Origin of the sequence: Synechococcus sp. MIT S1220, assembly GCF_047303025.1 — a bacterium.
In the GTDB taxonomy this organism is placed as follows: Bacteria; Cyanobacteriota; Cyanobacteriia; order PCC-6307; family Cyanobiaceae; genus Parasynechococcus.
In genome coordinates, this window is the sequence record NZ_CP138939.1 from 1,271,361 (window position 1) to 1,292,709 (window position 21,349).

A 21,349-nucleotide genomic window follows, 5' to 3' on the forward strand; every position below is an offset into this window, starting at 1 on the left:
TCCCTTGGCCGCCATGAACCGCCTGCATATCGACTGTCCCACGGGTCTTGCCGGGGACATGCTTTTGGCAGCTTTCCTCGATCTGGGCGTGCCCCAGCAGGTGATCGAAACGCCGCTGGCTACCCTTGGGTTGCACGATCGGTACCGTCTTGATGTGGAGGAGGCCCGCAGCGGTGGCCTTCGCGGCAAACGGCTCAGCGTGACGGCGACAGAATCAGCGCCTCAGCATCGTCATTGGGCAGAGATTCGTCGCAGCATTAGCGATGCTGCTTTGGCGCCTGAATTGCGCGAGCGCGTGCTTGCGGTGTTCACCGCACTTGCGGAGGCGGAAGCGACTGTGCATGGGGTGGCCGCCGATGCCGTGCATTTCCATGAAGTAGGTGCCATTGATGCTCTGGTGGATGTGGTGGGCGTGTGCTCCGCTGTTGACCATCTCGCCCCTGTGGCAATCAGTTGTGCCTCTCCAGCGGCAGGTTCGGGCTCGGTGTCCACAGCCCACGGTCAGTTGCCGGTCCCCGTGCCGGCGGTTCTGGAGTTGTCTCGACGTTTCTCGATCCCTTTGCTGCGTAGCGACGCTTCACCGGAAGGGGAGCTCACGACTCCCACAGGTCTTGCCCTGGTTGCAACCCTGGCCAATCGATCGGAAGCACCGGAATCGCTCTTGCCCCAGTCGATTGGCATCGGGCTCGGCCATCGGGTCCTGGATCGCCCCAATCTGCTTCGTGTGATTCAGATGTCGCAGGCCGAGGATCTGGATCTCGGCCCGCGTTTGCAGACGATTGTTGTGCAGGAGGCGTGGATTGACGATGCGTCCGCTGAAGACCTCGCAGTGCTAACCACCGCCTTGCGAGGGGCCGATGCCGTTGACGTGGCTGTCCAGCCTGTTCAGATGAAGAAGGACCGGCCGGGTTGGTTGGTCTCAGCGCTTGTGGCGCCTGAGCGGGCGTCAGCGTTGCGTGCGGTCTGGTTCGATATCAGTTCCACGATCGGTTTGCGGGAACGACAGCAGGCACGATGGCTCCTTCCCAGACGGCGTGGCGTCCTCACCAGCGGTGTCGGAGCGCTTCGGGCCAAGCAGGTGCAGCGCCCGAATGGCCGCTGCACCCTTAAGCCGGAGGCGGATGATCTGCAGCGTCTCAGCCACGAAACGGGTCGCTCGATCGCGGAACTCCGCGAGCTGGTTCGGGATGCCGTCTTTGAACCCTCTGAGCCCTGGTGGTGGTGACGACGGTGATGCGCTGGCGCTGGCTGCGACAACCGAAGCTCTGGGTCACGCTGGGCAGCCTGGCGTTCATCGCCTTGGCCTTGGTTCAGCAGGCCGGACAGTTGCGCCAGCAGAGCCTGGACCTCCTGGGCTGGTGGTGGCTTGTGCTGGGGCTGGGCGTCACCTGGATCAGCATTCTCGTCAATGCCTGGGCCTGGAGGGTTCTGCTCGCATGGCTGCGTCATCTCCCGGATGGCGTCGCCGTGGTGCCGCTGTTTCTGCGCACCAACCTGCTCAAGTACCTGCCCGGTGGGGTCTGGCATCTGGTGGAGCGGCTCAGAGTGCTCCGCCCTCAGATCGGTGGAGGTCCTGCACTGGCCGCCGTGATTCTCGATCCCCTTCTGATTGCTTCGGCTGCCGTTCTGCTGGTGCTGACAGGTGGCTGGCAGAACGGTTTGCTTCTGATCAGCCCGATTCCCTCTCTGATGATGCTGCCGCGTTGGAGGGAACCGATCCTTCGCCGGCTCGAACGCAGTAAGGCCCATCAGTTTCAAGTGGCTGGAGAGGCTCCCCTTGAGACGGAGTCTCTGGGTAGCGGCCGCAGTGGTTACCCCTGGATCCCTCTGATCTGGCAGCTTGGTTTCGTGCTCAGTCGTTTTGCCGGTTTCTTCTGCTGTGTGCAGGCATTTGGCTTGAATCAGCCCGACGTTCTGATCTGGTTGGCAGCATTCTCCCTGGCCTATGCGGTGGGACTGGTGGTGCCAGGGGCGCCTGGAGGGCTTGGCGTGTTCGAGACCACCCTCCTCTTGAGGCTTGGGGGGGGTGTCTCCGAGGCGCCTCTTCTGGCAGTGGTGCTCAGCTATCGGGTTATCTCCACACTGGCCGACGTGCTGGCAGGGGGATCGCTTGCTGCGGATCGGATGCTGGCGGATCGGATCTTGGCGGAGAGCAGATGAAGGATCCGAACGGGCCGATGCCATGACCTTGCCGCGCCGTTCAGTTCTCTCTCTCCTCGGTTTAGGGGGCGTTGCAATGGTGGCGGCCGGCGCTCGACAGGGCCATACCGCCCACGCTGGTGACGCTCCCATTCATCCAGCGGTTCGGCCTTTTCAGCCGGTGAGGGTGCCGTTGCCGGTGGATGGTGATGGCCTGAGTGGCGAGGAGCAGCAGCGTTGGTACAAAACCGTTGGCATTGAAGATCGATTGACCCTGCCGGAGGGGTTCCGCGCGGACGTGCTGGCTGCATGGGGCGATCGGCTCGGCACCAGTCGGTTTGGCTTCAACAACGACCATCTCGGCTTTGTGCACCACAGCTCGGATCGGGCTTCGATGACGGTGAACTTCGAGTACATCAGTCCGACGCCCTGGGTGGAGGGCTTTGGCGATGTGGTCGGCCGCTCGCTTCCCTACCGCGAACTGGTGCAGGCCCTGGCTGCTCACGATGGTGTGATCGATTGCTCGGCTCTGGATCGAGACACCGCGCTTTGGTTGGTGATTCGTTCGGTGGCGGATGAGGCGATGACCGATCTGGGAATCGGCGTGATGAGCCTCAAGCGCAATGGTGATGGTGCCTGGGTTCGGGAGCATGCATCCCACGACCGGCGCATCACCGGCCTCACCGGTTTGCTGGATGCATCGCAGCGGCTGGTCAGCACCGGCCCTGCGGTGGCCGTGTTTCAGGCCACCGATCGCCTCGGCTATGACGACGGCCTCGGGGCCGAGATCATCGGCAGCTTCGCCAACTGCGGGGGAGGCATCACCCCCTGGGGCACTGTGTTGAGTGCCGAGGAGAACATTCAGTTCCAGGTGCCCGAACCGGTGTTCGCCGATGGCAGCTCCGTTGCTCCCTCCGAGCGGCCATTCGTCTGTCGGAACAAACGGATTGCTGGCCTGGGCAATGTTTACGGTCTGGCGGGGAACAAATACGGCTGGATGGTGGAGGTGGAGCCGGAGGCTCCCGATCAGCCTGTGCGTAAGCACACGGCTCTGGGACGCTTTCGCCATGAAGCGGTGGCGGTGCGGGCTGAGGTCGGTCAGCCGTTGCAGGTGTATTCCGGCTGCGACCGTCGCGGTGGCCATCTCTATCGCTTTGTCAGCAGCGGCGTTGTTCTCGATTTAAAGGACAGGGCCAATTCACACCTCTTTGAAGCGGGTGAATTGCAGGTGGCACGGTTTCACCCAGATGGCAGCGGGGTCTGGCTCCCGCTGAAACCGGAGACCTCGGTGAATCCGTTCCATCCCAGCCGGTTCCGGCAGGCCGGTCTGTCCTCTCCGGTGGAGCTGCCCCATTCGGATCGCCGTCGGGCTGGTGCAGAGCAGTTTTATGACGATGCCGCGGTTGAGGCGTATCGCACGCGCTTTTCAACCCTGGCCGACCTCTACCGGGGAACGGGGCAGGCGTTGCAGGGGGCGATTGTGGTGGATGCCCATCTGGCGGCCAGTGCCATCGGCGCCACGCCGACGGCCCGGCCGGAGGACACCAAGATTGATCCACTCACGGGCGATCTGTTGATCGCCTTTACCTCGGGCTATCCCGGCAGCAATGGCGGCGCAGATCCGGCTGTGTTTCAGGGTCCACAGGGCCAGAGCAGCTGGGGCCATGGCTGGGTGATGCGTCTCGGCGAGACCGATACCAATGCCTTCAGCTGGCGGATGGCGGTGACCGGTGGGGAACCCTGGAGCGGAGGTCTGGGCTTTGCCAATCCAGACAACCTTGCGATGGATCGCCTTGGCAACCTCTGGGTGGTAACCGATCGCTCCACGAGCTCGTCCTCCAGCGACGTGTTCGGGAACAACAGCTGCTGGTTGGTGCCCCGTGATGGGTCTGCGGCGCTGTGTCTGGCGACAGGGCCGATGGAGTGTGAGCTCACGGGTGTCTGCCTGGATCAGCTTGAGACGAACCTGTTTCTGGCGGTTCAGCATCCCGGTGAAGCGCATGGGGTACTTCGCAAAGGGGCTGTCGATGTGAGGACCCATGCGATGGTCGATCGCAATGGCAAGCCGTTTCAGCAAACGCGTTGGGTTCCGCGTGGGTCGAACTGGCCTGCTCAGGCCCCCGGGCGGCCACCTCGGCCGGGGGTTGTGGCGATTCGCCGTTGGGGTGGTGCGCCGATTCTTATGGCTTCATCACCCTGATTTAAAGATCAAATCAGCCCTGAACCAGCGTCACAGAACGCCTCTGGTGTGTGCTCCCGGTGATCTCAGATGGCTTGAGACGATTGCTTTGTGGGTGTGTTGCTGGCCGGGCACACCGTTCAACAGTTGGCAGCAGGGATGATCAGCTCCGCTGGACATTGATCCATCACGTGATGGCACTTGTTTGAGATCAAGGAATGATTGTTTGGAGGCTCTATGTCGCCGAAGCGGAACTCAATCCCGGACGGATCGGTTGGTCATGGTCCTTGCCGTTCCGTTCTGGAGCGGACGCATCAGGACTTCTTTGGGCTGTGATCCAGGCTGGGAACCAGGGCCATCGAGGCCACCAGTCCCAAAATCAGGATCATCAGGGCGGGCAGCAATGCTTCCGCTAAACGTTCGTCACCGGCGTACTGATACACCCTCACCGACAGCGTGTCGAAATCAAATGGCCTGAGAGCAAACGTGAGCGGCAGCTCCTTCACTGTGTCGACAAAGACCAACAGCAAGCCAACGGTCATCGGGCCGCGCAGTAAGGGCAAGTGCACTCTTTTCAGCACTTGGAGCCAATTGAATCCCATCCCAGTCGCGGCCTCATCCAGTGATGGATTGATGCGTTCGAGCGCTGCATCGAGCCCCCCTTTGGAGACGGCCAGGAAGCGATCGCTGTATCCCCAGAGCAGAAGAATGATCGGACTCAGCTGCCAGGGTGTGCCAGCGAAAAGCAAAGCGAGTGCCAGAACGGTGCCAGGGATGGCATAGCCCATCCCCGCCAGGAAGGTGAGTCCCTTCAACCAACTGGCCTGGATCCAGCGTTTGGCGATGGCGAGCATCAGTGAGGCCACAACAGCGAGCAGGGCTGCAGCGATCCCAAGCAGAAAGGTGCGGAGCACCATCTGGAGGAGATCATCCGATCGCGCCTGGTTCAGCTGATCGATGTTCACGATCCCCCACCACAGGGGGATGCCCAGGCTGATGGTGGGTGGAAGCAGTCCAAGAATCTGAGCACCCCAAGCCCGGGGGCCTTGCAGGGACCAGGCGGTCGCATCTCCACCGGCCACACCATCGCTCCAGCGACGACTGCGTTGACGCAGCTGCCGTTCAGCAGCCACAAGACCAAGAACGATGATCAGAGTGATCAGTGCCAGGCCGATCGCTCCTGTCGGATCACCCCCCGCCTGCCACGCTTCCAGGATTCCGGCCGACAGGCTGGGAATTCCGAGCAATTCAACGGCCCCCAGCTCGTTAACGATCTCCATCCCCATCAGGGCGACTCCTGCTCCGATGGCCGGAAATGCGATGGGAAGGGCAACCCGGCGGAAGGCCTGCCATGGGCCTACACCCAGGCTCCGGCATGCTTCAAGCTGCCGTCGTCCGCTGACGGAAAAGCTCTCCGTGCTCAACAGGAAGACGTAGGGATAGGTGCTGAGGGCCATGACCACGATCCCCCAGCCAAGGCCATAAATGCGGATTCCGCTTCGGCTGCCGAGGTCCACCAATGTTGCTGACAGGAGATAAGCGGGCGTGGCCAGGGGGATCAGCTGAGCAATTCGGAGCCATCGGCGACCGGGAAAACGACAGTTGCTGAGCAGCCAACCGTTGGCCGTACCGATCACCGTTCCAACGAATGCGCTGCCGATCAAAAGCTGAAAGGTGCCAAGAATCTGCCCACCGCCATCTGCACTTAATTGGAAAAAATTCCCACCAGATGTTTGCAATGCTTCAGTGATCAGGCTGATCAGTGGCCAGATTGCCAACAGGGCAATTGATGCCGCCAGGATCACAAGTACGGAACGATTTGCCGATCGTGATGACAGGATCATTGGCATTCGCTCAGGAATTCAACCATTCGCACGGGATTGTAGACAGCGATGCTGGGCGAAGATCTTCCCTGTATTTTTTGGTCGTATTTGAAGTTTTTTAATCAAAATTTTTAGATGTTCACAGGGGTAATTGCCTTGAATGAAGTGCTCATGGCGATGGATTTTTTCGAAAATTAATAGGGCAGTATGTCGGTGTTGTCGCTAAGAACTTGAGCTATTTGTTTAATGAGTTGATTTCTGGCGTTTCTCTCGTTGGTGTGGCAATGGGTTCGAGAAGGGTTTAATTCCATTGCGATAACTGGCTTGGCTTGGTTCTTATGTGTGACTGTTCGCTTCGGCGAGTTCAGCGGCTTCGTTGACTGACTAACCTTTTCGATGCTTGTTCGATTGGATTGCTTTTGTTTTCGGGCTCCACTGATACAGGACAGCATTGGCTGGTATCGGGAAGGGATTGGCGTTGATGTTCGGTCGGTCTTCGCTGGTTCATCTGCAGTGGCGCTCGATCGTCAATGCAGATATCGCACAATCTCTTTGATCAATTGATACGGCCATCTGGCGAGTCCTTTCTCATGATTCACCGTATTGATCCAACGAACGCGCGCGTGGTCCAGAATCCTGTTTCGCTTCGATCGATTTGGCACCGATATCTCAGCTCAGGGGAAGACTGGTCGTTGCGTGGCATTGATATCGAGATCGCTGAGGGAGAACTTCTCGGACTGCTTGGACCCTCCGGCTGTGGAAAGACGACTCTGCTTCGATGCATTGCAGGTTTTGAGCAACCTGTGCAGGGCAGCATCCTGATGCGTGGAACTCCGGTGGCTGGAGACGGGCGTTTTGTTCCGCCAGAGCGCCGCGGTGTCGGAATGGTGTTTCAGGACTATGCGCTCTTTCCGCACCTATCGGCCTGGCAGAACGCCTGTTTCGGCCTGAAGCGTGGTGCTGAGACAAGCCGGGTGACGTGGTTGTTCGAGCTGCTCGGGATTCAAGGGCTTGAACAACGCTTCCCGCATCAGCTTTCAGGTGGCCAGCGCCAGCGGTTGGCCTTGGCCAGGGCCTTGGCCCCGTCTCCCAAAGTCGTGCTGTTGGATGAGCCATTTTCCAGCCTTGATGTTGAAGTTCGTCTGCGACTTCGCAGCGAATTGTCGGCCGTTTTACAGGCCTGTGGCGCAAGCGGTGTGATCGTCACCCATGATCCAGGCGAAGCGTTGGCCATCTGTGATCGTGTTGCCGTGATGCGCGATGGTGCTCTGCATCAATGTGCATCTCCTCAGGACATCGTCCGTGATCCGGCCACAGCATTTGTGGGCTCTTTTGTTCTCCAAAGCAATGTGATCCCTGTGCAGGCTCCCACTCAGGGAGAGCTTTCATGTGCGATCGGTAGTTTCCGAAATCGAGAGAAACTGGAGCAGCTCCAGCGTGATTGGCCCGATGGATCCTGTGTTCTCGTGGATCCACAAGCCATCGGTCTTGTTCCGGATTCGGAGTCTCAGGCCAGTGTTTTGGGTCGAGAATTTATGGGTGATTTCTGGGAGTACAGAATCAGTATCGGCGAATTGATGTTGCGCGCGCGATGTCCGCTGGAGCAGAACTATCAGACCCATTCTCGATGCCGAGTTGCTTTAAAAGATGATGCTTCGGTCAAGCTTCTCCCCCATCGCATTGATTTGTCTGGGTCACATCGCTAACTCTTGGCCTGATGCTGGTCTGAATTGTTCAATGTTGATCAGGGCGTCAATCTTGGAATGCTGCATAGCGGAATAAAGCCATAAAAAACCCCTGGTCCTGCCAGGGGTTTCTTCGTTTCTGGGCAAAGGCTGAAGTTGGAGAGTCAGCGTCGCTGATCACGAACGGGGATGGGAATGAGCACAGGTTGCCGTAAGCCACCACTGCTGTTGTCGTCGTCGGAGTCGACAAGGAGCCAAACGAGAAGACTCGCCAGCAGCAGGGCCATCAATGCAACGGATTCAGCCATTCATCCTTTCTCCACCGATACAACATAGGCAGGTTGTTCCGGATTCGCCTGATCAGTCGAAACCTTGTCAAGCATCTTTCGCAACGCAGGCCTCGAGTTGATTCCGCAGGCTGTCGTGGTCAATGTCCCGTCCGATCAGCACCAGCTGATTCTTGCGCTGCCCGGTCCAGTCATCGTCATCGATTGAGAAGCGCTTTCCAGCAAGGTGGAACACATGGCGCCGCTCGCTTTCGTTGAACCAGAGGATGCCTTTTGCCCGAAACACCTCGGCCGGCAGATGATTGTCCAGAAAATTTTGGAATTTGCGCAGTCCGAAAGGGCCATCGCTTTTGAAGGACAGGGAGGTGAACCCATCCACCTCAAGGTGGTCTGAATGGTTATGCCCGTGGCTGTGGTCATGAGCGTGGCTGTGGTCATGAGCGTGGCTGTGGTCATGAGCGTGGCTGTGGTCATGAGCGTGGTCGTGCCCATGGTCATGATCGTGCTCATGCTTGTGGTCGTGGCTATCTGCGTCCTCCGCTGGAGTCACCTTGTCGGACTCGAACAGCCCGACACTCAGCAGCAAAGGCAAGGGCACGTCTCCTTTGATCGCGCGCAGGATGCGTGCATCTGCTTTGACGGCACGGAGCTCGGCTTCCAAGGCTTCAAGTCGCTCGGCTGGGACCAGATCACATTTGTTGAGAAGGAGGATGTCGCCGTAGATGACCTGCGCCCGACCGACCTGGGTCTCCATCACAGCGGCATCAAAATTCTCCGCATCAATCAACGTGATGATCGAGTCGAGGCGGGTCTGCGCTCTGAGTTCGCTGCCCAGAAACGTCATGGCCACGGGTAGGGGATCGGCCAGTCCGGTTGTTTCTACAACGATGTAGTCGAGCGGATCGGGGCGCTCAAGCACGCGTTCTACGGTTTCCATCAACTCGTCGTTGATGCTGCAGCAGATGCATCCATTGCTCAGCTCCACCAGCTCTTCTCCGGTGCTCACAATCAGGTCGTTGTCGATGCCGATTTCTCCGAACTCGTTCACCAGAACGGCAGTCTTGACGCCGCTCTGATTAGTCAGGATGTGATTGAGAAGGGTCGTCTTACCCGCACCGAGAAAACCTGTGAGAATCGTTACGGGGACGCCCGGAGCAATTGGAGCGGCGGCCATGGAAACCGTTCAGTTGTTCTCATGCTGGCAGCAACTGGTCGATGGCGATAGCAAGCTCGATGTCCAGATCGCTCAGTCCGCCAAGGTCGTGGGTAGTGAGCTCGATCGTGACCCGGTTATAGACATTGGACCAATTCGGATGGTGATTGCGGGATTCGGCAAGAAGCGCGACACGGCTCATGAACCCGAAGGCTTCAACAAAATCCTTGAACAGAAAGGTGCGCGTCAGCTGATCTGATTCAAGCGTCCAGCTCGCGAGCGTTTCGCTCAAGCTTGCCCGTTGATCTGCCGAAAGTCGTGTTGCCATGAGAAGGATGAGTCTGAACTTGAAGCATTCTCTTCTTTATAAATCTAAGAACATGGCTCTCTTTGTTGGCTTGCGACGGTGGTGCCGCATTCCGACGTGTTCTCTGGTTCTGCACAACCGTCCTGGTCAGCCTGATGTTCACGATTGCCGTAGCAAATACACTGAAGGCGAGTGAGATAGTCCCTGATATCGAAAGTGTCGTAGAGCCGCCGCCAGTACTGATACCGCATCCGCAACGCTGCAAGTCATCCGCAGCAGTGCATTGAAATTCGGATGCCGATCTCACAATCTTTGACATCGGCCTAGGGGAATCAGTTAATCTTCTTTGTTGACCGATATAGGAAGAGCCTGACTGAGCTTGCTGAAATACGAGTGGATATTGAGCAAAATCTTGGTAGTGAATTGGCAATCATTGGATTTGGCTGTGGTGATTTTTGTTCATGGTCAGACCATCTAGAGATGCGTAAATCTTTGTTTGTTCGCTTAAGGCGGATGCTCACCCAGGTTCTGATGTTTCGCGTTTTGTTGCGGGTGTCTTATCAAACGTCCTCTGAGGTGCGGGCTCGAATCCCTAATGATCACCGAGAACTCGTATTGTGTAACGATCTCATCAAGTTTGGTAGTTGTGAACTACTTAAGATCTCCACTCTACAATTGTGATTGCTTTTTTTGATTTCAGGGCATTCCACTTGGCCTGTGGATTATGGATTGTTCCTGATGGCTGTCGACCGAATTAATCACGATCTTCTGCTCTGCCTTGAGAGTGAAAATATCGTCAGGCCATTCCCTCTGTCTATCTTTATTCAGGAGCCAGTGGATTTACTTGAGTCGCGAGGTGTAAATCATGTCTGATCGCGGTGTCTCTGAATCCGCCTGACAGAGTGGCATCGTGCGGAGTTGTTTTGAGAGATAGATCTACTCGTCTGTGGCACGTTCGTCACCAAAATCATGAACGCTAAAGAGTGATTAATGCTGGTCTATCGGATGTTCGGCAAGGTCATGCAGTCGGTCCACCAGGAGGTCAACATCCGTGTCGACGCCACCGTCTGTCGCCCAGGCCTCTGGATTGTGGCGAGATTGCACCATTGCATTGAGCTTGTTGCCGTTTCGACGCTGCAGATGTTGAGCCCTGTTGTTGCGCTCGATCGGTTCAGCTTCTTTTGCTGTTTGCAGCTCACCGATCAGGTGACAGGCAATTCGCCGGTTGTGCTGGATGGCGCGGTGCTCCCAAAGGTAGATCCCTTGCCAGATCCCGAGCAGCATTCGTCCGCGATCAACACTCAATGACAACGTCTGTGATGTGAGGGCGGTGCGGATATGGGCCGGCATGTCGTCGTTGCCTTCGTCATCGTGCAGATAGGGGAGGCGTTGTCCTTGTCCGTTGGTGGGTCCACGTCCATCCTGGGGAACCACGGCGTCCATCCAGGCCTGCAAATCCTTCAGGACGCGCGGGTCGGCGTTCTCGTTGATGGTGAGGCTGGCACTCGTGTGGAGGCAGGTGAGGTGGAGAACACCCTGTTGGATTCCTGTGCCAGCAATCCAGGCATTCAACAGTTCATTCAGCCTTGAAAAGCCTGCACCAGTAGTGGACACCTCCAGTTGGTGCAGACGTTGTGCCAGGGCCATGCGTCAGGGGGGGCTTGACCTCACCACCGATAGCAAGATCCAAGCCGTCTTTCGTGCAAAGCCGTCAACCAGCCCCTCCGATCTCTGATCGGCGGCAGCCACGATTGCCCCTTACTTCCATCAGGCTGTGGCCTGTTTCTCCGTCTGCGTTGGATGACGTCGCACCCTTCACCGCAGCTCACCCTGCTTTACGACGGGGGCTGTCCGCTCTGCCTGCGTGAGGTGAGATTCCTGCAGTCGAGGAACCGGCGCCAGCAGATTGGCTTCGTTGATATCGATGCTGTTGATTACAACCCTGCCGATCACGCCGGCATCGACTACCGCCAGGCGATGGGGAGGATCCATGCGATCGACGCCCGTGGCGAGGTGCTGCGCGATGTGGCTGTGTTTCGGGAGGCCTATCGCCTTGTGGGCCTGGGATGGCTCTATGCGCCTACCACCTGGCCTGGGTTGGCGATGGTTGTGAACCGGGTGTACGTCTTTTGGGCTGCTCGCCGCCTGAAATGGACGGGGCGACCTGATCTGGATCAACTCTGTGAGGATCGATGCGCCAGGGCCTGATTGGAAGGATGGGTTCGGCAGTTGCAGCGATTGATGCCTCACCGCTTTTGCGGCGAGATTGATCTCCGGAAACGGTCCTTTTAAGGTGTCGATCTCCAGTTGTTTGGGAGAAGGGGATGTCATTCTTTTTATCTGGAACGGCTTTTCTCCTGATGCTTGCTGCGTCGGCCACCACATTGGAGTGTGAGATCATTACCAAAGTCATGAACAAGCTTGGCTATCAGATGAGTGTGTACCGTCATCGGATTGCAACCAGCGAAGATGAGGAAGTTGTGCGTTTATCCAGTAATGCCCTTGCTGAAGATACGAAGCGATATCGTAAAGCCAAGAAAAGTTATCGAAGGGCACGCTGTAAAAGCGTTTGGTATGATTGAGTTGATTTCATTAACATTGATTGTCAGTTAAGTGTGTGGTGAGTCTGCCTGAAGATGTGTTTGTTGTGTCGTCTGGTTGATGCAATTAGTGGTCAACCTCTTTGACTGTTTTCTCGATCTTGCTGAAAACAAGCCAAGCTTGTTTTTTGGCGAACAACCGCCTTGAGCGATGATTTGTCGCCAATATCTGAGAGGTGGCTCGTCGACCCACTGGTCGATCAATCCAGCGATTGCTGCTGTTTGATCGCGGGGCGTGATTGATCGTTAGGCTCACTCCATTGACGGTTCACAGATGGCGGCCGCTGAGACTGCTTGGCAGCGCCTTGGCGCATACCTCCGCAGCACCAAACTTCTTGGCTCGATTCAGAGCACGCTCTACTGGGACCAGAACACACGGATGCCCTCAGATGGGGCTCCATGGAGGGGCGAGCAGCTGGCTTGGACGGCAACGGAACTCCATGCACGCCAGAGCTCCGCGTTGTATGCAGACCTTCTCGCTGAGGCCCGCCAGGAATGGAAGCAGGAAACCTCTGATCCCAGCAGCGGGCAGGCGTTGGAGCGCTGCCGCAATCTTGATCTGCTGGAGCTCGATCTTCGCCGGCAGCAGGCTCAGGATCCTCAGCTAATCGCTGCCCTGGCCACGGCCAAATCTGAAGGTTATTCCCGTTGGCAACAGGCCCGGTCAACATCGGATTTCAGCCTGTTTTCAGGGGCGTTGCAGCACTTGATTGACCTGCGGCAGGAGCAGGTACGCCAGCTCGATGAGTCCCGCAGTTGCTGGGAAACGTTGGCGCAACCCTTCGAGCCGGATTTGACGCTCGACCGGTTGCAAACGCTTTTCGCTCCCTTGAGGAAGCGTCTGCCCGAGCTCGTGGCGCAGGCGACATCCGGTGTGCGAACCCGCGAACTGGGTTGGGATCTCCCTGAGGCGAGGCAAGAGGTTCTCTGCCAGCAGTTGCTGTCGGAGTGGGGGCAGCAGCAAGGCAAAACCTGCGTTGCCCGCTCTCCCCACCCCTTTTCGATCACCCTTGGCCCTGCGGACTTCAGGATCACAACGCGGGTGGTGGCCGGACAACCGCTGTCCTGTTTTCTGGCAACGGCCCATGAATGGGGACACTCGCTCTACGAGCAGGGTCTTCCGGATCAGAGCCATCAATGGTTCGCCTGGCCGCTGGGTCAGGCCACCTCGATGGCCGTGCATGAAAGCCAGTCCTTGTTCTGGGAAAACCGGCTGGCACGGAGCCGTGCCTTCTCAGTGGGCTGGTGGTCGCGATTCGCTGAGGCTGGGGCGCCGGTGCAGGGACCTGATGACCTCTGGCGCGCGATGAATCCCATGGCACCGGGTCTCAATCGGGTTGAAGCCGATGAACTCACCTATGGGCTGCATATCTTGATCCGTACAGATCTGGAGATTGCTCTGCTGGAGCAGGGACTGCCGGTGGAGGATCTACCGCATGAATGGAATCAGCGGTACAGGGAACTGCTCGGGGTCACGCCATCGAATGATGCAGAGGGGTGCCTTCAAGACGTCCATTGGAGTGAGGGATTGTTCGGCTATTTCCCGTCTTATTTATTGGGGCACCTGATCAGTGCTCAGCTCAGTGCCACCATGACAGCTGAGATTGGTTCACCGGAAGATCACCTGTCCCGGGGAGAGGTGGCACCCATGCTGGGCTGGCTTCGCGAGAAGGTGCATCCGATTGGTCGGGCCTTGAATGCCGAGGGTTTGGTGAAGCAGGTGAGTGGACAAGCCCTCAGCGGCGAACCATTTCTTGACTACTTGGAATCGAAGATTGCCGTGTTGTCTGGATGTTCGGCTCGCGACAATGCAATGGTTTGCCCGCCGCTCTGACGTCAACCCATCCAGTCGGGGTGTCGATGAGTTTGGAGCGATGCCCCCGTAGGATCCCGGCGCTGTCCACTGCCGTCTATGGCCAACCTTGATCAGGCTCCTAGCCGCAGCATGCCCAACCTGCTGCATGTGCTTCCGGCCTTTGCCGATGAGGCTGAGCTGCGGCTCAACACGATCGTGGAGCTCAATTCCAACACGATCAACAAGTACGAGCTGATCACGGAAACCGGTCATCTCAAGCTGGACCGGGTCGGTTATTCCTCGCTGGCCTATCCCTTCGCTTACGGCTGTATTCCCCGCACCTGGGACGAAGATGGTGACCCTCTCGATATTGAGATCGTCAGTGTGACGGAGCCCTTGATTCCCGGGTCAATTGTGGAGGCCCGCATCATCGGGATCATGACCTTTGATGACGGCGGCGAAGTGGATGACAAGGTGATTGCCGTTCTTGCCGATGACAAGCGGATGGATCACATCAAGAGCTTTGAGGATCTTGGTGATCACTGGAAAAAGGAAACCACCTACTACTGGGAGCACTACAAAGATCTCAAAAAGCCTGGTACTTGTACCGTGAATGGCTTCTTTGGAACCGACAAGGCTGTTGAAATTATCAAGAGTTGTGAGAAGCGCTATCTAAGCGAAATTGATCCAAAGTTGGTCGACTGATTTTGATTTAGAAATTTGATTGGGAGGGTGGAGTGCGTATTGCGCTTCATCCTTTTTTATACAAAGAGTTGAACCTCAACGCTGGTACATGTTCACGAGGACCGTGCGTTGCGCGTCAGAGTGTTGTGGATGCCCCCGATGGGCACCACGCTGGGATGAAATCACCATATCGCCAGCATTAGCGAAGACCGGTAAGGCTTCATATCCACCGAGCTGGCTGTACTCGTAAGGACCGATATTATGTTGTTGGTTGAAGGCTTTGCTTTGTTTCCAGCTGCGACGATTCCGCTGTGATTTTTTTACATAGCAATAGGGGCCAATATCAAGATGTTGAACATCCGATAAATAAACGAACGTCTTAAATTTCAAAGACCGTCCATCGCAGTGGTAGCTTCGCGTGTCGCGGACGCCACGATTGAGGTATAGGTTTCTGCATTTTACGCGCAAGGGTGTGAGGCACGACAGCATAATCAAACGACTTATCGCTTTTTCTTGTAAGCAGATTCGCGTGAGATTGTCCATTTTTTTGGACAATTGTTCTGGGTGGAAGATGTCGATCATCCCGGCATCACTTCCACTGCGACCATCCGGTCGTTTCACGCGATGGTTGATCACAGCTCGATCAGCATCAACGAAATTGTTATAGCCCTTCAGAACGCGTCGTTCGGGAAGATTGAGATAAGCGATATTGTCAATTCCCGACGTTGTGTAGTGATCAACATCATTCAGTAGCGATGCAATCTCTTGATTGAGTGCATCAATGGATTCAGGTTGGGCAACCTGTTTGATCCGGATGATTCCCTCGCGTCTGAGGGTCCATGCAGCCTTGAGAAACCGTCGTTTACGACCGAGGAGTTCCGCAAAATCGAATGTGATCGATTCTGTTTCGCTGCGTTGAGCCTTGCCGCTGAGCAAAACCGGCAGTTGGGGCTTGGCGGCCTGTTGTGGAACGGCTTCTGCGATCGCCATGCCCTGATCTCCGCCGTATCCGATTGCACAGCAGGAGGCTACTGCCAGCGAGCTTCAAGACGCTCGCTATCTCGTTTGTCTCACTTGTAAGACGGAAATACTCTTAAGGATGTCCTAATTGGCCCTGCTTTTGGGGTCCGTTTTCGAAATCCCATGCATAGCTTGAGACAAGCAAGTCTATTGCGTCTCATGAATAGACAATTGTGTGCGGGGCTGGCGGCGCTGTCTCTGGCGGGGGCATTGGCGCTCCCTTCAGCCAGTCGCGCCACCGAAGTGTCAATGCGAGAGATAGGTTCGGCGTCTCGAATTGTTCTTGATCTGCGAAAGCGTCAGATCAGTGTCTTGCGGGATGGGCGCCAGCTTGGTCCTTGGCCGGTGGCAATTGGTGATCCAAAGACGCCAACACCGGTCGGTGAGTTTGAAATTCTCACAAAAAAAGTGAACCCGGTGTATGTCTCACACAAATCTGGAAAGCGTGTGGAGATGCAGGGGCCATCGAGTCCGATTGGTGATCGCTACATGGCGTTTCATCGCAATGGTCGCGGAGAGTTCGGGATCCACGGCACGGCATGGCCCCATTGGGTTCAGATTCGTGCTGCGGTGAGTCTGGGTTGTGTGCGCATGCTCAATGCGCACGTGCGGCAGTTGTTTGAAGTTGTGGATGTGGGGACCACCATGGAGATCCGCGGTTGATCCGCCCCCATCGCCCGTCTGCTCGTCAGGCTTCCGGGCGCACCTCATCGAAGATCTTCTGGAGAATCTCGCCAGCGCCCTGAGCTTTGAGGGTGTGGGCGAGGGAGGTGCCGATCGATTCTGGATCTGAGGCTGAACCGCTGGCCTGATCACGGATCAGGCGTTTGCCGTCCAGGCTGGCAACCATCCCGGTCAGGATCAATTGATCCTCTTCACAACGGGTGTTGACACCGATCGGAACCTGGCATCCACCTTCCAGTTCTCGCAGAAACGCCCGTTCGGCCAGGCAGCGCTGGGCTGTTGGGTTGTGTTCCAGAACATTGATCACCTCAAGCACGTCGGGGTTGCCCTCCACGCACTCGATGCCTAGGGCACCCTGGCCAACCGCGTGCAGGGAGATGTCTCCAGGAATGATCTGATGGATGCGATCGCTGAACCCAAGTCGTCCCAGCCCTGCTGCGGCAAGTATCAAGCAGTCGTAATCGCCGGAATCCAATTTCTCCAACCGTGTGATCACATTGCCGCGAACGTCCTTGAACACCAGATGGGGGTAGTGATGCCGCAGCTGCGCCAATCGCCGCAGTGAGCTGGTTCCAACGACGGCCCCCTCGGGGAGGGTGTCGAGTTTGTAGTCAGCATTTTTTGCGTTCACCACCAACGCATCGGCTGGATCCTCCCGTTCGCTGATGCAGCCGAGCATCAGTCCTTCAGGGAGGTTGGTCGGCAGATCCTTCAGGGAGTGAACAGCAATGTCAGCGCGCCCCACGAGCATCTGCGCTTCCAGCTCTTTGGTGAACAGGCCTTTGTCGCCAATTTTGGCGAGAGCAACATCCAGGATTTTGTCGCCCTGGGTAGCCATCGCTTCCACGCTGATCGTGAGCCCAGGATGGGCTTTTTCAAGTTCGGCCTTCACCCAGTTGGTCTGCACCATGGCCAGCTGACTGCGTCGGGAGGCGATGCGCAGATGGGTGAGGGACATGGGGCTTGCAACTCAGCAGGCAAGCCTACGCAGTCAGGTGTGATGGGCCCTTCTGTGATTGAGGCTGCTGGGAATCGTCACGGCTTCAAGGGTTGCCTGTCGTTTCAATGGCACTCGATTGAGTGGTGGATGGTGCTGGTTGCGGGTGCGGATCAGTTGGCAATTTCAGTGGCAATAGTTGATTGCCTGGGCGGGTCAAGCGTTCGTCTCGCCCACTTTGAACATTGCTTAACATTACTAGGCCTTGTCTGTTCCTGATGCCTGGGCCTGTTGTTAATGGCGTCCGTCAGTCCGATTCCCGCGGGCATCAGGCGATTCCAACCCAGCAGAACGAAACGTTTCTGCCGCTGGTGGCCGAAGGAAGCATTCGTCTGTTGTTGCTCACGAGTGGCGAGCTTTTGATGGCTCGTCTGCGGCAGACCACCGATCGAGATGGTGATCCCGCTTACCAATTGATTCGGCCCCAACGGGTGTGTAGAGCACAGAACTTGGATCCAGCCATGCCTGACCGTTGGGTGTTGGAACCTTTTCTTGAAGGTCTCACGCAACAGCAGAGTCTGGTGCTGTTTAAAGCAGCGCTTGGATCAATTTTGAGCCCAGATGCCAGCTTGCTCCAGGCCTATACCGAGATCACCGCCCAGGAGTGTCCGATTGAAGAAACACCGGTGGAGCGGTTGAAAAGGGCATTTCAGGAATTCACCGAGAGCTTCGAAGCAGACCAGCACAAGGTCTGATCGATCGGCTGGCGGAAACCTCTCCAAACAGAAAAAAAACCCCGACAACAGATCGGGGTCAATCTCTTCCGTGTGAGGAGGGCGTCTCAGTTCCCTCATCGCTCTTATAGAGGCACATCGGTGGAGTGGGTAGTGGAACATGTACTTATGTAGTAATCAGAACATCTGCTTGGAATGCCCGCGGTTGTTGTTTTTTTCGTCATGACCATTCGATGAGGGTGAGTTTGGGCTGTTGTTGAACGGCAGCAGGGGGGTCAGAAGGCTTAACTATGAAATGCCACTGAATCTGGGTGGGTTCAGGGTCATGAATGGATGCCCTCAATGGCCGTCAAGTTGATCAAGGCTTGGCTTGATCAACTTGCATGGTTAACGCTTTTGGATCAAGGATTCAGCGCCGGTGTGAATCGGGCAGGAACGATCGCTGAAGGTTTGAAGCCCAGGGTTTGATGTTGAGAAGTGATCATTAGCGGCAAGAGCTTTCCTCTGATTGAAGATATTGAGATACGGGTATTGATATGAGATGAATGAATGATTTCAATGTTTTTCTGGCTGGCTGATTGAATATGCTTGTTTTCAAAAACAACGGCCATTGATCTTTTTCTCTGATAAGTGTTGTAATGCCAATCTTTTCATTGTCGCTACTCGGCCGTGGTCAAGGCATCGTGTTCACGAAGAGGATGTGTCCATTTTGATTCGACGATTCGAGGAGGTTCGTTACATTTCGCCAAGAATTTAAATTGAGATGGCCATTGTTAGCGTCCAAAATATAAAGGCTTTTGACGGGCTGAAGCGAATACGAAACGATCTAAGAAGCAGTTTGACGAATCCTGGCAAGTTTGCAGACCGGATCGAGGGATGGAAGTTGATGACAACAGATCAGTTGAACAAAGGTCGATTTTCTCTTGCTGTTGGTGATTTGTCGTTTTCAGGAAAAGAAGCCAAGGGTTCGTTGAAGTTTCTCAAAACATCAGCCAACTCTTTTAAAGAGGGGGCTGATGGTTCGGCAAGTGGCTATGAGAATGTGTTTTCTATCGACAAATTGAAAAAGAAGGGTTTGTCGTCTTTGCTTGACCAAAAGCCTTTCGAATTTTTGAAGCAGACTCTGAAGGGTGATGATCAATTGATTTTAAGTAATGAGAAAAATGCCTCATCTAAAAACTTTGTGACGGCAGCCAAGGGATATGCAGGTGATGATTTATTTGAGTTAGGTGATCAGGTCACCGGTAATGAAGTGACTTTTCCAGCCCCTTATCAAATTAATCCCGGTTCAGGGCGCGACATTATCTCTTGGGGCGGCGATGGCAATAATGAAGGGATGTGCCGTGTTGAGATTGAAGGTTTTAATGCCTCAAAAGATAAGCTTTTTATTGATGCTGATCGGCTTCAGTCTCTGGAGATTCTGACCTTTAATGGAGATACCTACCTGATTGATAAGACATTTGATCCTGAGGCTGAAAGTTTCTTTGGCAATAACCCCTATGTCATGTTCAAAGGCAAGGGACTGTCTCTTGGAGATTTGAAGATTGTGACTGAATTATCTTGAGCGAACAGGTTCTCCTTGGTGAACGATCATGTGTAACCATAAGCAAGAGCTATACTTTTTGGTTTTGTTGCCTTTTTATGGTCATCTCCAACGGGCCTTTTTAAACTGAAGTGAGTTGGCGTGTCATCTGTGATGACCAAGCAATTTAAGCGCAATACAATTGCTGTCTCATGGGAGCCGTTCGCCATGGACGAGTTGGCGTCCATGGGGGTGACTGGCCAGCATGCGTTTCTAATTTATACAGACGCTGCAGGGGTGAATCATGTGCTGGAGCACGGAGACCCCTATTACGCCTACGGCGATTCACAGTCGTTGTATCAGGGAGAACTCAAGGATTTCCTTCGCTATCGCGTGGGCAGATTGAGTGCTGCGCATACCTATCCACACCCTGAAGGGACCCGCGAAGGGATTGATCAAAATAATGTGATTTATAAGGCAACTCCGAAATTCCCAAACTGGCATCCTCTTGACAATTATTTTGATCTGAACATTCCAGTTCAATATCAAAAACAAGCTTGGCAGGAAATGATTGATCATGCCAAAGCACTCAAAGATGCCAAGGTTCTTTATCAATTTGGGTTGAAAGGCCCTGTCAGTAATTCGGTGATTGCTTCTGTATTAGCCGATATTGGTTTGCAACTTGATGAGATTACAGGAGTGAATATTCCGGAGAATGTGTCTCTGAACAACCCTGCCAGCATTGGCATGGCTGTGATGGCAGGCATGCTTGTGATGTCTGATCTTGGCTATGGCGGTGTGAGCAACACGGTGGACCAGGTGCAATCCGCTGATCAACCGGGCTTGGCACGAGCCATTAGCGCTGGCGCCAATGGCTCGACGCCTGATACGGCAACCACTGATCCCGATTCACCGTTAATTTCGACACCAACGCAACCGCCAAGTTCGAAGCCAGATCTTGCAACGCCATCCATTTCAAAACCGGCGATTCCAAATCCAGAGACACTCCTACCAATCAAGAAGCCAGTCTTCAATCCACCCGATTCGGTGCAAACGGTTCTTGACTCTGTGACGCATAATCTCAGCAAACCCAAGCATTTTAAGAAAAAGTTTGTCGATAAAATCACCAACTTCAATCCTGAGTTGGATGATCTCCAGCTCGACGTATCAGATTTTGGCTTGCGGCTACGTGATGTAGAATTCAAGATCGTTGCGAACAAAAAACAGCTCAAAAAATTTCTCCGAAAGGATTTTAGTTTTATTTATGAGAGCCGTAAGGGTGGCCTTTATTTCAATGAAAATAAGGCGGAAAAGGGAGTTGGAGAAGGGGGATTATTTGCTATCCTCAAAGGCGGACCTGATCTGATCAAAGAAAATTTTGAGATAGTTTAGAGCATTGGGGTTTTGAGAGTAACGACAGATGCTTGTTTCTGCTCTCATCGGATGCATTCCTTGTCTCTTGATATCTGAAGTCGTCCTGATAAGCTGTTAATCATAATTGCCGTCGCAATTAACTTTAAAATCTCGGCAATAGCTATAGCGAAGATGAGCTTGTTTGGACTCTGATCATATAAATATAGATGATTGTAATTGTATATGTGTTTACCACTCGCCACTGGATTGATCCTTTTTGGGGTGAAACTGAACCCCTATGGTTGGTGAATAACTTCACCAACCAACTTTGAGATACGGACTTGACTTCACGATGAATCTGAAATTGCTTGGGGCCCTAAAGGCTGCATGGGTATAGAAACCCTGTCTAAGACAGGGTTTCTGGACATTGCAAAGGAGACTTCGGCT

At 55.1% G+C, this 21,349-nt stretch carries 20 protein-coding genes; 12 read left to right on the forward strand and 8 right to left on the reverse strand.

Annotation, left to right across the window (positions count from 1 at the left end; translation table 11 throughout):
- Positions 1 to 13 precede the first annotated feature (13 nt).
- From larC to SIB64_RS06285, 3 genes are read left to right on the forward strand one after another with little or no spacing between them, the layout of a single operon-like run.
- Complete coding sequence (gene larC, locus SIB64_RS06275) at positions 14 to 1,225, forward strand: nickel pincer cofactor biosynthesis protein LarC (protein ID WP_413442912.1); 1,212 nt, start codon at positions 14 to 16, stop codon at positions 1,223 to 1,225.
- Between the two features lie 8 nt (positions 1,226 to 1,233).
- Positions 1,234 to 2,160 carry a lysylphosphatidylglycerol synthase domain-containing protein gene (locus SIB64_RS06280; RefSeq protein ID WP_413442913.1) on the forward strand — a complete coding sequence of 309 codons (927 nt, stop codon included), beginning with the start codon at positions 1,234 to 1,236 and terminating at the stop codon, positions 2,158 to 2,160.
- Between the two features lie 22 nt (positions 2,161 to 2,182).
- On the forward strand, positions 2,183 to 4,339 hold the full coding sequence (locus SIB64_RS06285; RefSeq protein WP_413442914.1) for a PhoX family protein: 2,157 nt from the start codon (positions 2,183 to 2,185) through the stop codon (positions 4,337 to 4,339).
- A 293-nt stretch (positions 4,340 to 4,632) separates the two neighbouring features.
- Here the strand turns inward: SIB64_RS06285 and SIB64_RS06290 are convergent, their stop codons facing one another.
- A complete protein-coding gene (locus SIB64_RS06290) occupies positions 4,633 to 6,162 on the reverse strand; it encodes an ABC transporter permease (RefSeq protein ID WP_413442398.1) in 1,530 nt (509 codons plus the stop codon).
- 602 nt (positions 6,163 to 6,764) lie between these two features.
- Between SIB64_RS06290 and SIB64_RS06295 the strand changes: the two genes are divergently transcribed.
- Entirely contained in the window at positions 6,765 to 7,847 is a 1,083-nt protein-coding gene (locus SIB64_RS06295; RefSeq protein WP_413442399.1) for an ABC transporter ATP-binding protein, read from the forward strand.
- A 143-nt stretch (positions 7,848 to 7,990) separates the two neighbouring features.
- On the opposite strand, the gene SIB64_RS06300 is transcribed toward SIB64_RS06295, so the two are convergent.
- The 4 genes from SIB64_RS06300 to SIB64_RS06315 form a co-directional block, all read right to left on the reverse strand.
- Positions 7,991 to 8,134 (reverse strand): hypothetical protein, encoded by a 144-nt coding sequence (locus SIB64_RS06300; RefSeq protein ID WP_413442400.1) that lies wholly within the window; start codon positions 8,132 to 8,134, stop codon positions 7,991 to 7,993.
- A gap of 67 nt (positions 8,135 to 8,201) precedes the next feature.
- Positions 8,202 to 9,287: a CobW family GTP-binding protein gene (locus SIB64_RS06305; protein ID WP_413442401.1), complete on the reverse strand. Its 1,086-nt coding sequence runs from the start codon at positions 9,285 to 9,287 to the stop codon at positions 8,202 to 8,204.
- Between the two features lie 19 nt (positions 9,288 to 9,306).
- A complete protein-coding gene (locus tag SIB64_RS06310; RefSeq protein WP_413442402.1) occupies positions 9,307 to 9,594 on the reverse strand; it encodes a 4a-hydroxytetrahydrobiopterin dehydratase in 288 nt (95 codons plus the stop codon).
- A gap of 966 nt (positions 9,595 to 10,560) precedes the next feature.
- On the reverse strand, positions 10,561 to 11,220 hold the full coding sequence (locus SIB64_RS06315; RefSeq protein ID WP_413442403.1) for a secondary thiamine-phosphate synthase enzyme YjbQ: 660 nt from the start codon (positions 11,218 to 11,220) through the stop codon (positions 10,561 to 10,563).
- 153 nt (positions 11,221 to 11,373) lie between these two features.
- On the opposite strand from SIB64_RS06315, the gene SIB64_RS06320 reads away from it, so the two are divergent.
- From SIB64_RS06320 to SIB64_RS06335, 4 genes are all read left to right on the forward strand, one after another.
- Positions 11,374 to 11,781, forward strand: a complete 408-nt coding sequence (locus SIB64_RS06320; RefSeq protein ID WP_413442404.1) for a thiol-disulfide oxidoreductase DCC family protein — start codon at positions 11,374 to 11,376, stop codon at positions 11,779 to 11,781.
- 116 nt (positions 11,782 to 11,897) lie between these two features.
- The gene (locus SIB64_RS06325) at positions 11,898 to 12,155 is read left to right on the forward strand and encodes a hypothetical protein (RefSeq protein WP_413442405.1); all 258 of its coding nucleotides are present in this window, start codon (positions 11,898 to 11,900) and stop codon (positions 12,153 to 12,155) included.
- Positions 12,156 to 12,447: 292 nt separating this feature from the next.
- Positions 12,448 to 14,007, forward strand: a complete 1,560-nt coding sequence (locus tag SIB64_RS06330) for a carboxypeptidase M32 (protein WP_413442406.1) — start codon at positions 12,448 to 12,450, stop codon at positions 14,005 to 14,007.
- A 78-nt stretch (positions 14,008 to 14,085) separates the two neighbouring features.
- The gene (locus SIB64_RS06335) at positions 14,086 to 14,673 is read left to right on the forward strand and encodes an inorganic diphosphatase (RefSeq protein ID WP_413442407.1); all 588 of its coding nucleotides are present in this window, start codon (positions 14,086 to 14,088) and stop codon (positions 14,671 to 14,673) included.
- A 75-nt stretch (positions 14,674 to 14,748) separates the two neighbouring features.
- Here SIB64_RS06335 and SIB64_RS06340 read toward each other — a convergent pair whose 3' ends face one another.
- The gene (locus SIB64_RS06340) at positions 14,749 to 15,642 is read right to left on the reverse strand and encodes a phytanoyl-CoA dioxygenase family protein (protein ID WP_413442408.1); all 894 of its coding nucleotides are present in this window, start codon (positions 15,640 to 15,642) and stop codon (positions 14,749 to 14,751) included.
- Between the two features lie 189 nt (positions 15,643 to 15,831).
- Here SIB64_RS06340 and SIB64_RS06345 point away from each other — a divergent pair, with 189 nt between their 5' ends.
- Positions 15,832 to 16,335 (forward strand): L,D-transpeptidase, encoded by a 504-nt coding sequence (locus tag SIB64_RS06345; protein WP_413442409.1) that lies wholly within the window; start codon positions 15,832 to 15,834, stop codon positions 16,333 to 16,335.
- A gap of 25 nt (positions 16,336 to 16,360) precedes the next feature.
- Here the strand turns inward: SIB64_RS06345 and hemC are convergent, their stop codons facing one another.
- A complete protein-coding gene (gene hemC, locus SIB64_RS06350) occupies positions 16,361 to 17,314 on the reverse strand; it encodes a hydroxymethylbilane synthase (protein ID WP_413442410.1) in 954 nt (317 codons plus the stop codon).
- A 257-nt stretch (positions 17,315 to 17,571) separates the two neighbouring features.
- Here hemC and SIB64_RS06355 point away from each other — a divergent pair, with 257 nt between their 5' ends.
- A complete protein-coding gene (locus tag SIB64_RS06355) occupies positions 17,572 to 18,048 on the forward strand; it encodes a DUF6561 domain-containing protein (protein WP_413442411.1) in 477 nt (158 codons plus the stop codon).
- Between the two features lie 380 nt (positions 18,049 to 18,428).
- On the opposite strand, the gene SIB64_RS06360 is transcribed toward SIB64_RS06355, so the two are convergent.
- Positions 18,429 to 18,638 (reverse strand): hypothetical protein, encoded by a 210-nt coding sequence (locus tag SIB64_RS06360; RefSeq protein ID WP_413442412.1) that lies wholly within the window; start codon positions 18,636 to 18,638, stop codon positions 18,429 to 18,431.
- A gap of 152 nt (positions 18,639 to 18,790) precedes the next feature.
- Between SIB64_RS06360 and SIB64_RS06365 the strand changes: the two genes are divergently transcribed.
- Both SIB64_RS06365 and SIB64_RS06370 read left to right on the forward strand, forming a co-directional pair.
- Positions 18,791 to 19,591, forward strand: a complete 801-nt coding sequence (locus tag SIB64_RS06365) for a hypothetical protein (RefSeq protein WP_413442413.1) — start codon at positions 18,791 to 18,793, stop codon at positions 19,589 to 19,591.
- Positions 19,592 to 19,723: 132 nt separating this feature from the next.
- Positions 19,724 to 20,941: a hypothetical protein gene (locus SIB64_RS06370; RefSeq protein WP_413442414.1), complete on the forward strand. Its 1,218-nt coding sequence runs from the start codon at positions 19,724 to 19,726 to the stop codon at positions 20,939 to 20,941.
- Positions 20,942 to 21,349 lie beyond the last annotated feature (408 nt).